This window comes from Streptomyces sp. GMY02, assembly GCF_019056675.1.
GTDB lineage: Bacteria > Actinomycetota > Actinomycetes > Streptomycetales > Streptomycetaceae > Streptomyces > Streptomyces odonnellii.
Map to the genome: position 1 here is coordinate 1,042,587 of NZ_CP077658.1, position 13,962 is coordinate 1,056,548.

The following is a 13,962-nucleotide window of genomic DNA, read 5'->3' on the forward strand; positions in this document are numbered from 1 at the left end:
AGTGCCGTACGGAGATTGACGGGGCGCAAGAGACCCCGGGGACGGGCACACCGTAGACCAGCCATCCATGTTTATCCACAGCCAGGACAAAGTTGGTTCGATTGCGGTTATACCTATTGGCGAGTCGCTGAAAGGGGTCTAGCTTCATTCGCTGTTGCTATGACCACAGAGGGGTGGGTGAACACATGCAGCGCGCACCACATCACCGGTCTAGATCCAGGCGCGGGATGGCCGCGGCCCTGGTGGCCGGCACGATGGCGGCGTCACTGCTCGGCGGTACCGCCGCATCGGCCAAGCCGTACCCGGAGGCGGCCTCGACAACGTTGTCCCTTCCGTCACCTCCGGGCGGAAAGAACGTCAAGGTCCTGGTTTTCCACGCCTCGGCCACTGAAGAGTCGCCAGTCGTGAATGCCGGAATCGAGGCGATCGAGACCATCGGCCTCACCGGGCCCGAGGCCGGCCGGTTCAAGACAGAGGCCACGGACGACGGTTCGGTCTTCACGAATGCGACGAAGCTGGGCAAGTACAACGCGGTGGTCTTCCTGACCGGCGGCGGCGATGTGCTCGACCCCGAGCAGGAGGCCGGTCTCGAAGCCTTCGTGGAGGCCGGCGGCGGATTCCTCGGGATCCATGACGCGGCCCGTACGGAGCCGTACTCCGACTGGTTCACCGGGCTGATCGGCGCGCGGCCGACCGGGGCCCCCACCGCCGTCCAGCGCGCGACCGTCGAGGTCGGCGACCGTATCCACCCGGCCACGAAGAATCTGCCGCTGGAGTGGAAGCGGCCGGACAAGTGGTTCAACTGGTCGGCGAACCCGACCGGCAAGGTGCACACGGTGGCCCGGGTCCGCGAGGCCAGTTACCAGCCGGGGACCGGTGCCAATGGCGCGGACCACCCGATCTCCTGGTGCCGTGACTACGACGGCGGCCGGTCCTTCTACACCGGCATGGGCGGTACGCCCGAGTCCTTCGCCGAGACAGACTTCCGCGACCATCTGCGCGGCGCGCTCCAGTGGACGACGCGGCTCTCCCGCGCCGACTGCAAGGCGACCATCGACGCCAACTACACGGCGGAGCGCCTCACCCAGCCGAACCAGGCGGGCCAGCAGGACCAGATCGGCGAGCCGCACGGCCTGGTCACCGCGCCCGACGGACGGGTGCTGTACATCGGCCGCGGCGGCGGGGACAACTCCGCCCCTGTGGTGACCGACTGGAACAACCCGGATGTCGGCAAGGGTCTGGGTCAGATCCATGTCTACGACCCCGCCACCAAGAAGACAACACTGGCGGGCGCGCTGACGGTCTTCGGCAACAAGGGCGGCGGCGACGAGCTGGTCAAGGTCGAGGAGGGGCTGCTCGGTATCGAGCTGGACCCGAAGTTCGAGACCAACGGCTGGGTGTATCTGCACTACACCCCGCACTCGCAGCTCAACCGCGACACCCAGATGGCCGAGCGCCGGGTCTCCCGCTTCACCCTCGACCTGGCGACCAACAAGCTGGACCTCGCCTCCGAGAAGGTCCTGCTGAAGTGGCCCGTCCAGGTGCACAGTTGCTGCCACGCGGGCGGCGGCATGGCCTGGGACTCCAAGGGCAACCTGTACATCGCGACCGGCGACAACAACTCGTCGGGCTTCAGCGACGGCTACTCGGGCAACAACCCGCAGCCGAACTACAAGGGCGTCTCCTTCGCCGACGCGCGCCGCACGGCGGGCAACACCAACAACCTGAACGGGAAGATCCTCCGGATCCACCCGGAGCCCGACGGCACGTACACCCTGCCCGAGGGGAACCTGTTCACGGGCAAGGAGATGGACGAGGGCGGCGGCAAGACCCGCGGCGAGATCTATGTGATGGGCGTCCGCAACCCGGCGCGTATCTCCATCGACAAGAAGACCGACATCCTCTACGCGGGCTGGGTCGGCCCCGACGCGGGCTCGCCGAGCACGGTGTGGGGTCCGGCGAAGTACGACACGTTCTCCGCGATCACCAAGGCGGGCAACCACGGCTGGCCGTACTGCATGGGCAACAACCAGCCGTACAGGGACCGTAATCTGCCCGACCCCAGCAAGCCGCTGGGCTGGTACAACTGCAACGCGCCGAAGAACGAGTCGCCCAACAACGACGGTCTGGTCAACCTGCCGCCGATCACGGGCAACACGATCTGGTACTCCCCGCAGGGCGGTGCCCCCGACTACCCGCGTGACGCGAACGGCGTGCCCAGCTACAAGGCCGCGGAGGCCAAGTATCTGCTGCCGTGGCTCAAGGGCGGCGGCCAGGCGACCATGGACGGCCCGGTGTACCGGTACGACGCGCAGAACGCCAGCGCGGTCAAGTGGCCGGAGTACTGGGACGGCAAGTGGTTCGTCGGTGACTTCTACGACGCGGCCGACAGCCCGCGCCACGCGGTGCTGACCGACCCCAAGACCATCGGCAAGGGCGGTCTTCCGGTGCACGCCGAGACCCTGAAGAAGATCATCCCGGTCGGCAATGGCGGCATCCGCAACCTGATGGACTGGAAGTTCGCCCCGGACGGCTCGCTCTATGTCCTGGACTACGGGCGCGGCTTCTTCACCTCCGACTCCCAGTCCGCGCTCTGGCGTGTGACGTACAAGGGCGGTGAGCCGACCCCGGCCGCCGCCGATCTGGCCAGAAAGGCGGCGCAGTGAGACACCGATCCCATCGTTCCCCGCTCAGGTATCGGCCTCTGCGACTGTGGACGGCCCTGGTGGGCGCGTTCCTGATGGTGCTGGGCCTGACCTCGACCGCCGCGTACGGCCGGGCCGTCGAGCGCCCGGACGGCGCGAAGGCGGCCGCTGCCCAGGTGCTGACCTGGACGGCGGGCGACCCGATCGACCGCTATCTCAGCTTCCCGACCACCGCGCTGGCCGGGCCGACCACGATCGTCTTCGAGAACAGCACGGCCACCGGCAACACCACGGGCATGCCACACACGCTGACCTTCGATGTGTCGGATCCCGAGTACAACAACGACGTCCCGCTGAACATCCTGGCCAATCCCAGTGACGCCAACGGCGGGAAGTACACGGTCGAGGTCAATCTGACCCCGGGCAAGTACCGCTTCCGCTGCTCCATCCCCGGGCACAGCACGATGACCGGCGTGCTCACCGTGACCGAGGTCGGCCCGGGCGACACCACCGCTCCGGAGACCAACGCCACGGTGCAGGGCCAGCAGAACGCCGACGGCGCGTTTGTCGGCTCGGCGACGGTCGCGGTGACGGCGACCGACGCGGGCTCCGGAATAGCGACGACGGAGTACGCGGTCGGGGCCGACGGGCCCTGGCAGCCGTACACCGATCCGGTGGTGGTCGACCAGGTCGGCAGCCATCTGATCCGGTACCGCGCCACCGACCAGTCGGGGAACGTGGCGGCGGAGAAGTCCGTCGAGTTCGCCGTCGTCGCCCCGCCGACCGATGACACGGCCCCGCCGGAGACCTCGGCGACCGTGAGCGGCGAGCAGGACGACGCGGGCAACTATCTGTCGATGGCCACGGTCACCGTCACCGCCTCGGACACCGGCTCGGGCGTCAACACCATCGAGTACGCGCTCGGCGCGAGCGGCGCCTGGCAGCCGTACACCGCTCCGGTGATGGTGCATCAGGTCGGCTCGCACACGGTCCGCTACCGCGCGACCGACAAGGCGGGGAACGCGGCGGCCGAGAAGTCCGTCGCCTTCACCGTCGTGGAGCCGCCGGCGCAGGACACCACCGCGCCGCAGACCTCGGCGGCCGTCACGGGTGACAAGAACGCCAATGGCGCCTTCATCACCAGCGCCAAGGTGACGCTGACCGCGACCGACTCCGAGTCGGGTGTCGACAAGGTCGAGTACTCCCTCGACGGCGGGCCGTACCTCGCGTACACCACGCCCGTCATCGTCGACCGGGTCGGCTACCACACGCTCGCGCACCGCGCGACCGACAAGGCGGGCAACACCTCACAGGCCAAGCAGGTGTCGTTCACCATCGCGCAGGGCGGCGGCGTTCCGGCGCCCAACTGCCCCGAGTACGACGAGCGGTTGACGGTCATCGTCGGTACGGTCGACTCGGGTGTGCCGAACCGGCTGACCCGTAACCGCTGCACCATCAACGAGCTGATCGAGGACGAGCGGGAGTGGACCTCGCACGCCCTCTTCCTCAAGCATGTCGACACCGTGCTCGACAAGCTGTTCGCCGACAATGTCATCGACCAGCGCGAGTTCAACAAGATCACCCGGGCCGCCAAGCAGTCCAAGATCGGGAAGCCCGGCCAGACGGAGGGCTACCGCGACCTGTTCGACGGTACGGCCGAGTCCTTCGCCAAGTGGGAGCAGGTGGGCGGCGGCAAGTTCGCGCTCTCGGGCGACGGTGCGATCACCAGCAGCACCACGGTCGAGGGCATGGGCATGCTGTGGTTCCCGCAGCGCACGTACGGGAACTTCTCGCTGAAGCTCCAGTTCCGTGACGACGCCCCGGGCAACGGCAACGCCAACGGCGGGGTCTTCGTCCGCTTCCCGAACGTCCACAACCACCCGGAGGAGTCCCGGCCCGAGTGGGTCGCCATCAACTACGGGCACGAGGTGCAGATCCTCGACCGCCCGGACGGCGACATGTACAAGACCGGCTCGATCTACGGATTCGACCGGGTGGGCCTCGGTGGTGCGGGAGTCACCCCCAAGGGCACCTGGAACGACTACGAGATCCGGGTGGTCGACCAGCACTACACGATCCTGCGCAACGGTGTGGTGATCAACGAGTTCGACAATGTGGGCGGGCAGACCTTCACGCCGCCGCGCGCCGGTGACCCGGGCACGGACGGCCGGCGGTACGCCACCGGCTACATCGGGCTCCAGGTCCATGGCACCACGGATGTGATCTCGTACCGCAACATCCGGATCCAGGAGCTGTAGCCCCCGGCTGACGGCTCACACACGAGTGCTGTGCCCCCTTCTCCGACGGGAGAGGGGGGCACAGTGCTGTCCGGCGGAGCCGACGAGAGGGCATGAGGAGTCCGGTGGAGCCGGCAAGGGGGCAAGGGGGCACAGTGACGTCCGCGCCGCTTCTCGGCTACTTCTCGTCCTGCCGTTTGGCGCGGCTCGGCGCGACCCGCTTCGGTTCGCCCGGCATCTTCGGATAGTCCGGCGGGTACGGCATGTCCCCCACGCCGTCGTCCCGCTCCTGCCGGCCGGCCAGCTCCAGCAGCCCCTCCAGGCTGTGCGCCTCGTCCGCCATCTCCGCGTGTACGTCGCCCACTTCGCCGAATCGCACCGGCATGGTCGCCAGATCGAAGTCCTCCGGCGCCACCTCGTCCAGTTCGTTCCAGCGCAGCGGCGCGGAGACCGGGGCGTGCGCGCTCGGGCGTACGGAGTAGGCGGAGGCGATGGTGCGGTCACGGGCGGTCTGGTTGTAGTCGACGAAGATCCGCTCGCCGCGCTCCTCCTTCCACCACGCGGTGGTCACCCGGCCCGGCATCCGCCGCTCCAGCTCCCGCCCGACGGCGATGGCGCAGCGGCGGACCTCGGTGAAGGTCCAGCGCGGTTCGACCGGCACGAACACATGGAGGCCCCGGCCCCCGGAGGTCTTGGGCCAGCCGCGCAGCCCCTGCTCGTCGAGGAAGGCGCGCAGTTCGTGGGCGGCCCTGACCGCGTCCTTGAAGTCCGTGCCGGGCTGCGGGTCCAAATCGATCCGCAGCTCGTCGGGGTGGTCGGCGCGCCCTCTCCGTACCGGCCAGGGGTGGAAGGTGAGACAGCCGAGGTTCGCCGCCCAGAGCACGGCGGCGACCTCGGTGGGGCAGATCTCGTCGGCGGACCGGCCGCTGGGGAAGTCGATTCGGGCGGTGGGAATCCAGTCGGGCAGGTTCTTGGGAGCCCGCTTCTGGAAGAAGGACTCGCCGCCGACGCCCTCGGGATAGCGCTCCAGGGTCGTGGGCCGGTCGCGCAGCGCGCGCAGGATCCCGGGCCCCACGGCCAGGTAGTAGCGCGCGACATCGAGCTTGGTGAAACCGCGCTCGGGGAAGTAGATCTTGTCCGGGCTGGACAGCCGTACGGTCCTGCCGCCCGCTTCCAGCTCCACCGCTGCACCCATGGGGGCCACGCTAGGCCGGGCGCGGGCGGAGTGCATATCGGAGCGCGGCGGGGTGAGCGGGCCGCGCAGGGTGATGCGCGGGTGTGCGGGGTGCTTGTCGGGCGGCGGCAGGGGGTGCGCGAGGTGCCTGCCGGGCGGCGGCGGGCCGGGTTCCCAAGCACAATCGGAGCATGGATCTGCCGGTGATGCCTCCCGTGAAGCCCATGCTCGCCAAGTCCGTGGCCCGGATCCCGCCGGGCATGCAGTACGAGGCCAAGTGGGACGGCTTCCGGGCGATCATCCACCGGGACGGGGACGAGGTGGTGATCGGCAGCCGTACGGGCAAGCCGCTCACCCGCTACTTCCCCGAGCTGGTCACCGTTCTGCGCGAGCAGCTTCCGGGGCGCTGTGTCGTGGACGGCGAGATCGTCATCGTCCACGGGGACCGGCTCGACTTCGACCGGCTCACCGAGCGCATCCACCCCGCGAAGTCCCGGGTGGACACGCTGGCCGAGCGGACCCCGGCGAGTTTCGTGGCCTTCGATCTGCTGGCCCTCGGGGACGCCTCGCTGCTGGACACCCCGCTGGTGGGGCGGCGGGAGGCGCTGGAGGCCGCGTTCATCGGAGTCCACCCGCCGCTGCATCTCGCGCCCGCCACCACCGATCTCGGCATGGCCGAGGAGTGGTTCGAGCGGTACGAGGGCGCAGGGCTCGACGGGGTGATCGCCAAGCCCCTCGATCTGCTCTACCGGCCGGACGCACGGCTGATGTTCAAGGTCAAGCACGAGCGGACCGCGGATGTGGTGGTCGCCGGATATCGCCTGCACAAGAGCGGTCCTGTGGTCGGTTCGCTGCTGCTCGGGCTGTACGACTCCGGGGGCGCCCTCCAGCATGTCGGGGTCTGCGCGGCGTTCCCGATGAAGCGCCGCGCCGAACTGGTGGAGGAGCTGGCGCCGCTGCGCATGGAATCGGCGGAGGGGCATCCCTGGGGCGCCTGGGCCGACGAGTCCGCGCATGAGACCGCCCGGCTGCCCGGCGGGCCGAGCCGCTGGTCCGGCACGAAGGACCTGTCGTGGCTGCCGCTGCGTCCGGAGCGGGTGTGCGAGGTGGCGTACGACCATATGGAGGGCAACCGGTTCCGGCACACGGCGCAGTTCCGGCGGTGGCGGCCGGACCGTACTCCGGAGAGCTGTACGTACGGGCAGTTGGAGGAGCCGGTGCGGTACGACCTGGCGGAGGTGCTGGCACTGCCGACGGGGTGAGGGTGAGGGAGCGGGGTCTGCCGGGCGGGCCGGCGGTCCCGGGCCCAGTGGTCCCGCGGTCCCACGCCTGCGGTCTCGTGTCCTGCGGTCTCGCGTCCCGCGGTCGTGGGGTGGTCGGTCGCGCGGGCGCTGACGTCACGGCCGGTGATCTTACGGACCTGTGACGGCCCGGCGCGTGACCGGGCGTGAGGGCCGTACGGCGCATAGCGTCCCCGTCATGCGTGTACTCGTCACCGGAGGCGCGGGCTTCATCGGCTCGCAGATCGTCACCGCCCTCACCGCGCTCGGCCATGAACCCGTCGTCCTGGACGCCCTGCTGCCCTCGGCCCATCCCGTACCGCCGTCCCCGCCCCCCGAGACCGAGTGGATCCACGCGGACGTCCGCGACAGGACGGCCGTCGCGCGGGCGCTGTGCGGGGTGGACGCGGTGTGCCATCAGGCGGCGATGGTCGGCCTCGGCAAGGACTTCGCGGACGCGCCCGTGTACGTGGGCTGCAACGACCTGGGCACCGCCGTCCTGCTCGCGGGCATGGCGGAGGCGGGGGTACGGGATCTGGTGCTGGCCGGGTCGATGGTGGTGTACGGCGAGGGCCGCTACGACTGCCCCACGCACGGGCGGGTCGCCGCCGGGCCGAGGGCGGCGGCCGACCTGGACGCGGGCCGGTTCGAACCCGGCTGCCCGCGCTGCGGCGCGGAGTTGGTGCCGGGGCTGATCGGCGAGGACGCGCCCACCGATCCGCGGAACGTGTACGCGGCGTCCAAGCTGGCGCAGGAGCATCTCGCGGCATCGTGGGCTCGGGCCACGGGCGGCCGGGCGGTCTCGCTGCGCTACCACAATGTGTACGGGCCGGGGATGCCGCGCGACACGCCGTACGCGGGGGTGGCGTCCTTCTTCCGTTCCTCGCTCGCGCGCGGCGAGGCACCCCGGGTCTTCGAGGACGGCGGGCAGCGGCGGGACTTCGTCCACGTACGGGATGTCGCCCGGGCGAACGCGCTGGCCCTGGCGGCCGTACGGGACCGCGAGCCGGGCGCACTGAGCGTCTTCAACACGGGCAGCGGGGAGCCGCACACGGTCGGCGAGATGGCGTCGGCGCTCGCGTCGGCGCACGGCGGCCCCGAGCCGGTGGTCACCGGCGAGTACCGCCTCGGCGACGTCCGCCACATCACGGCGTCCTCACAACGCCTGAGGGAGGAGCTGGGCTGGCTGCCGGAGGTGGGCTTCGAGGCGGGCATGACGGAATTCGCGAACGCGGAACAACGGGCGACGGGGGCTGTGGCGGCGCCCTGGCGCTCCATGGCCGCCGAGCCGGGCCCCGGCGTCGTGGGCGCCGTCGATGTCGATCTCTCATCCCCGTGACCCGAACGGCCGGGGGCGGTCGCCCGGGTCGCGATGTCCGTGTTTCGTAAGACCTCATATCCCCTTTGTCGGTACCCGAATTCATACGGTGATGACGTGACCCACTCGATTCCCACGGCTCCAGCGGCTCCCACGACTGTCGATGTCGTACTCCCCTGTCTTGACGAGGCCCTCGCCCTCCCCTGGGTACTGGGCCGGATGCCCGCCGGCTGGCGCGCGATCGTCGTCGACAACGGCTCGTCCGACGGTTCGGCGGAGATCGCCGCCGGGCTCGGCGCGACGGTGGTACGTGAGCCCCGGCGGGGGTTCGGTGCCGCGTGCCATGCCGGACTGCTCGCCGCGGAGGCCGAGTTCGTCTGCTTCTGCGACTGCGACGCGTCGCTCGACCCGGGCCTGCTGCCCGCCTTTGTGGCCGAGGTGGCGGCGGGCCGGGCCGATCTGGTGCTGGGCCGCCGGCGGCCGCGTCCGCGCACGGCCTGGCCGCTGCACGCGCGAGCGGGGAATCTCGCGCTGGCCCGCATGCTGCGCCGCAGAACGGGGCTGCGGCTGCACGACCTGGGCCCGATGCGGGCGACCCGCCGCGAGCCGCTCCTCGCCCTCTCCCTCACGGACCGCCGCAGCGGCTACCCCCTCCAGATGGTGGTCCGCGCCGCCGACGCGGGCTGGCGGGTGACGGAACGGGATGCCCCGTACCTCCCCCGCAGGGGCAAGTCCAAGGTGACGGGCACCTGGCGAGGCACCTGGCAAGCGGTCCACGACATGCGAGCGGTACTGGCCCAGCCGCCTGTGGCCATGGGCGGCTCAGGAGCGGCGGGCACCGCCACTCCGGCGGCGGGGCCCGAACGCTCGGCTCACCAGCCGACGACCGCCACCGCAGCAGCTCCTACGGCCGCCGACCCGATGGACACCGTTACGACCGGGGCGGCACCCCGCGAGGCAGCGAGCACCGCCCGCGACACCGCCGGCGCAGACACAGGGCGTACGGCCGCTCCGCAGTCGGCCACCGACCCCGCAGGGACGGACCGTACGGCTCACCGGTCGGCCGACGTCGACGACACGGCTCGTACGGCCACCGCCCCGCCGCACGTCCGCCCCGGCGACAGCCCCGCCGTCACCGACCGGGTGGATACGGGTCCGATCGCAACAGCGGCCGTTGTTGCGACCGAGGCCGTAACCTGCGGGGCCGACGACTCCATGGCCGTCGACCGGGCCCGTACGGGCCGTGCGACCGGCGCTCCGCCTGCTGACGCCCCCGGCGGCAGCCGCGACGGCGCGGGCCGCGCAACGGCCGGGCCGCTGGCCGACAGCCGCCCGGGTACCGACCCTGCGGCCGGCTGCCCCGGCGCCGACGCCACCGGGACCCCGCACCTGGGGGCGTTGTGAGTTGTCTGTTGGTGGTGGCGAAGGCGCCTGTCGCCGGGCGGGTCAAGACCCGGCTCACGCCGCCCTTTTCGGCCGAGGAGGCCGCCCGGCTGGCGGAGGCCTCGCTCGTCGACACCCTGCACGCCGTGCTGGCCGCGCCCGTGCGGCGGCGGGTGTTGGTGCTCGATGGGGTGCCGGGGGCGTGGTTGCCCGCCGGGATCGAGGTCGTACCGCAAAGCGCCGGGGGGCTCGACGAGCGGCTGGCCGCTGCCTTCGGGCTGTGCGACGGGCCCGCCGTGCTCGTCGGGATGGACACCCCGCAGCTCACTCCCGAGCTGCTGGCGCCCGCGCTCGCGCCGGACGCCTGGGACGGATGCGACGCGTGGTTCGGGCCCGCCGTGGACGGCGGGTTCTGGGCACTGGGGCTGGCCGTACCCGATCCGGCGCTGCTGCGCGGGGTGCCGATGTCCGTGCCCGCGACCGGCGCCGTGCAGCGCGGGCGGCTCACCGGGGCGGGACTCGCCGTACGGGATCTGCCGCCGCTGCGCGATGTCGACACCGCGCGCGACGCCGCGCTGGTCGCGGCCGAGGCGCCGGACAGCCGGTTCGCCGCCGCGCTCGCCGGGCTCACCGTGGCCGGGGTGCGATGACCACCGCGGAGGCCAGGCCCGCGCCCTGGCAGACCGGTCCGTACGCCGACGCGCTGCGTACCGGGCGCGGCCCGCTCTTCCTGCGCCGCTCCGACGGCTGGCTGCTGCCACTGGAGGTGGAGCGCTGGTGCGCGGGGCCGGACCGGGCGGATCTGACCGTGCTGGAGCGCTGCCGGGGCAGTGTCCTCGACATCGGCTGCGGCCCCGGACGGATCGTCACCGCGCTCGCCGCCCGGGGCCGCCCCGCGCTGGGCATCGACGTCAGCCCGGCGGCGGTGGCGCACACCGTACGCGCGGGTGGAAGCGCTCTCATACGGTCGGTGTTCGATCCGCTGCCCCGCGAGGGCGGCTGGCACACGGCGCTGCTCATGGACGGCAACATCGGTATCGACGGAGATCCGGAGGCCCTGCTCGCCCGCCTCACCTCGGTTGTCGCGCCGGCCGGTTCGCTGATCGTCGAGACCGCCCCGGCCGGCGTGGACCCGGATCTCGACGAACGCGTCCGGGTACGGGTCGACAACGGCACCGGTACGCCGGGAGACGCCTTCTCCTGGGCCCGCGTGGGCGCCCGCGCACTCATACGCCACGGCCGCGCCGCGGGCTGGACCCCGGCCGAACAGTGGACGGCCGCGGGCCGTCACTTCGTCGCTCTGGAACGTACGGAAAGCACGGAGCGCACGGAGCCCGTGGCACGGGCGGAACGCGTGGATCCTACGGAACGCGTGGGACGGGCGGTGCGACAGAAACGCACGGTACGCAAAGGGCGCCGGCCCTGAAGAAAACCGCGCCCGGGGAGGATCCGCCCCGAAAGGGCCCCTCCTCTGAAGCCCCCGCCGGATCACTCCGCCACGGTGCCGTCCACATACACCCACGCGCCCTCGTGCCGGGCGAAGCGGCTCCGCTCGCTCAGCACCCCCGGCTTGCCCTGATGGGTGAAGCGGGCACGGAAGGTCACGGTCCCGGTGGTGTGGAAGGGGGTGCCGTCGGTGGTCTCCAGGATCTCCAGGCTGGTCCATCGCACCGCGGGGTCGAGATCCACGCCCGGCGGCCGGGTGGCCGGGGCCCAACTCCTCAGCAGGTACGGCTCGTCGCCCACGGCGAACGCGCTGTAGCGGGAACGCATCAGCAGTTCGGCGGTGGGCGGGGTGACCGCGGTGGGCGAAATGGCCCCGGTCGGCGGAGGGACCGCGGCGGGCGGAGTGGTCGCGGTGGCCGCGCCGGCCGCTCCGGAATGGAAGCGACCGCAGCACGCGCCGTACGCGGCGGGCAGCCCGCAGGGGCAGGGGGCGGCGGACCGGTCGGAGCGACCGGTGAGGTCGGGGCGGCTGGGACCGGGGCGGGCGGGTCGTGCGGGGCGTCGGGCCATGCCCCCATTCTCGCGGACGGTTCGCACTGGCTCGGCTCCCGCGGTCCCGGGCCCCTTCCATCCACGCCCGCCTCAGCCCCCGAACGGCGTCCCCGGCAGCCCCTCCCCCGCGTCCGGCAGGACCAGCAGCGAGCCGGAGAGCGGATGCGGGCGTGCCAGCCCCGTACGGGCCGAGGTGATGTACAGGTCCCGCAGCCCGGGACCGCCGAACGCGCAAGCGGTGGGGCGCTGTACGGGCAGCTCGACGGTACGGTCGAGATCGCCGCGCGGTGTGTACCGCCGGATCCGGCCACCGTCCCAGAGGGCCACCCAGACACAGCCGTCCGCGTCGACCGTGAGCCCGTCCGGAAGCCCGGCCCCGTCCTCGATGACCGCCAGGGTGGTCCGTTCGGTGATGCGTTCACCGTCGACGCGGAACCGGTCGACGCGGCGGGTGGGGCTGTCGATGTAGTACATCGTCCGCCCGTCGGGGCTCCAGCCTGTGCCGTTGCCGACCGTGACGGTCAGTGCCTCGGTGACCGTGCCGTCGGGTGCCACCCGGATCAGCCGCCCGCCCCGGTCGGCCTCGTCGTACCGCATGCTGCCAGCCCAGAGCGATCCGTCCGGGGCGATGGCGGCGTCATTGCCCCGGCGGCCGGGCACCGGATCGTGGACCAGCCACGAGAAAGCGCTCTCAGATCCGCCCGAGCCCCCGGAAGCTCCGCGGACCCCGTGGCCCCCGAAGACCCCAGGGCCGTAAAGCCCGATACCGTCCCGGAGGTTGACCACCAGACCGCCCCCGGCGCGCGGTTTGGCCGCGCCGACATGCTGCTCGGTGACCATGACCGTACGGCGGCCGTCGGCCGGATCGTACGTGTGGACGCGCGAGGAGAGGATGTCGACCCAGATGAGCCGGCCGGACGCGGTGTCCCAGGTCGGCCCCTCGCCGAGCACGGCCGTTTCCCGTACCGCGACCTCGACACGCGCCGCCGAAGCCCCCGCCACCGAGGCCCGTGCCGCCGGACCCCGCGCCCCTGAAGCCCCTACCCCTGCGGCACTCACCACGCCCCCCGGTGCCCCAGCCGTACTGAGAGCGTGTTCGCGCCCTTGGCCGCGAGCTGCCCCAGTTCCTCCTCGCGCTCGTCGCTCCACCGGATCACCGGTACGGAGATGGACAGCGCGGCGACGACCCGCCCCGCGCTGTCCCGTACGGGCGCGGCCACACAGCTCACATCCGGGTTGGACTCACGGTGCTCGACAGCGATCCCGCGTTCCCTGATCACCGCCAGCTCGGCCCGCAGCGCATCGGGATCGGTGACACTGGCGGGCGTCATGGCGGTGAACTCGTGCCCGGCGATGCGCAGTTCGAGCTCCGCCTCGGGCAGTGACGCGAGCAGCATCTTGCCCACCGAGGTGCAGTGGGCGGGCAGTCTCCGGCCCGCGGCGGAGACCATACGGACCGCGTGCGTGGAGTCGACCTTCGCGATGTAGATCACGTCGGTGTCCTCCAGGATCGCGACATGGACGGTCTCGTCGCAGGTCTCGGCGATCTCGCGGGCAACCTGTCTGCCCTCGGCGGCGAGATCGAGCTGTTCCGCGTATCTGCTGCCCAGTTGGTACGTACGCACATCGAGCCGGTACCGGCCGGGCTCGCCGGGGACGGGCGCCAGATACGAGCGGGCCGCGAGCGTGGTGAGCAGTTCGTGCACGGTGGTGCGGGGCAGTTGGAGCCTGCGGATGACCTCGGGCGCGGAGAGCGTGCCGTCGCCCTCCAGAAACAGTTCGAGTATGTCCAGGGCCCGCGTCACCGCGGGGACGAGCCGTCCCATGGCCGACCACCCACCCCTCGTGTCCGGTACCTCGGCCGTTGGCCGGAATGACGAACACAGGCTAACCGGCGCGCAACCCATTGACACCCCTCGGAGAGCCT

Annotated in this window: 10 protein-coding genes and 1 pseudogene; 7 read left to right on the forward strand and 4 right to left on the reverse strand. The window is 71.6% G+C overall.

The window, feature by feature from the left end:
- The first annotated feature begins 185 nt into the window (after nt 1–185).
- On the forward strand, nt 186–2,666 hold the full coding sequence (locus tag KQY30_RS04300; protein ID WP_217305632.1) for a ThuA domain-containing protein: 2,481 nt from the start codon (nt 186–188) through the stop codon (nt 2,664–2,666).
- Between the two features lie 74 nt (nt 2,667–2,740).
- On the forward strand, nt 2,741–4,903 hold the full coding sequence (locus KQY30_RS04305) for a family 16 glycoside hydrolase (protein WP_254407533.1): 2,163 nt from the start codon (nt 2,741–2,743) through the stop codon (nt 4,901–4,903).
- A gap of 157 nt (nt 4,904–5,060) precedes the next feature.
- Here the strand turns inward: KQY30_RS04305 and ligD are convergent, their stop codons facing one another.
- A complete protein-coding gene (gene ligD / locus KQY30_RS04310; protein WP_217305634.1) occupies nt 5,061–6,077 on the reverse strand; it encodes a non-homologous end-joining DNA ligase in 1,017 nt (338 codons plus the stop codon).
- A gap of 170 nt (nt 6,078–6,247) precedes the next feature.
- On the opposite strand from ligD, the gene KQY30_RS04315 reads away from it, so the two are divergent.
- The 5 genes and pseudogenes from KQY30_RS04315 (at nt 6,248) to KQY30_RS04335 (ending at nt 11,463) form a co-directional block, all read left to right on the forward strand.
- Nucleotides 6,248–7,318: an ATP-dependent DNA ligase gene (locus KQY30_RS04315; RefSeq protein WP_217305635.1), complete on the forward strand. Its 1,071-nt coding sequence runs from the start codon at nt 6,248–6,250 to the stop codon at nt 7,316–7,318.
- Between the two features lie 217 nt (nt 7,319–7,535).
- Nucleotides 7,536–8,675 carry an NAD(P)-dependent oxidoreductase gene (locus tag KQY30_RS04320; protein ID WP_217305636.1) on the forward strand — a complete coding sequence of 380 codons (1,140 nt, stop codon included), beginning with the start codon at nt 7,536–7,538 and terminating at the stop codon, nt 8,673–8,675.
- Between the two features lie 108 nt (nt 8,676–8,783).
- Nucleotides 8,784–9,461, forward strand: a pseudogene (locus KQY30_RS04325) (glycosyltransferase family 2 protein); the annotation flags it as partial.
- A gap of 602 nt (nt 9,462–10,063) precedes the next feature.
- Nucleotides 10,064–10,687, forward strand: a complete 624-nt coding sequence (locus KQY30_RS04330) for a DUF2064 domain-containing protein (protein ID WP_217310729.1) — start codon at nt 10,064–10,066, stop codon at nt 10,685–10,687.
- Nucleotides 10,684–11,463 carry a bifunctional 2-polyprenyl-6-hydroxyphenol methylase/3-demethylubiquinol 3-O-methyltransferase UbiG gene (locus KQY30_RS04335; protein WP_217305637.1) on the forward strand — a complete coding sequence of 260 codons (780 nt, stop codon included), beginning with the start codon at nt 10,684–10,686 and terminating at the stop codon, nt 11,461–11,463. Before KQY30_RS04330 ends, KQY30_RS04335 begins: the two co-directional genes overlap by 4 nt.
- 62 nt (nt 11,464–11,525) lie before the next feature.
- Here the strand turns inward: KQY30_RS04335 and KQY30_RS04340 are convergent, their stop codons facing one another.
- The 3 genes from KQY30_RS04340 to KQY30_RS04350 all read right to left on the reverse strand — a co-directional run bounded on the left by KQY30_RS04340 (nt 11,526) and on the right by KQY30_RS04350 (nt 13,861).
- Nucleotides 11,526–12,053, reverse strand: coding sequence for a YchJ family protein (locus KQY30_RS04340; protein WP_217305638.1), 528 nt, complete (start codon nt 12,051–12,053; stop codon nt 11,526–11,528).
- A 72-nt stretch (nt 12,054–12,125) separates the two neighbouring features.
- Nucleotides 12,126–13,037 carry an SMP-30/gluconolactonase/LRE family protein gene (locus KQY30_RS04345; RefSeq protein WP_217305639.1) on the reverse strand — a complete coding sequence of 304 codons (912 nt, stop codon included), beginning with the start codon at nt 13,035–13,037 and terminating at the stop codon, nt 12,126–12,128.
- Between the two features lie 53 nt (nt 13,038–13,090).
- Entirely contained in the window at nt 13,091–13,861 is a 771-nt protein-coding gene (locus KQY30_RS04350; RefSeq protein ID WP_217305640.1) for an IclR family transcriptional regulator, read from the reverse strand.
- Between the last annotated feature and the right edge of the window lie 101 nt (nt 13,862–13,962).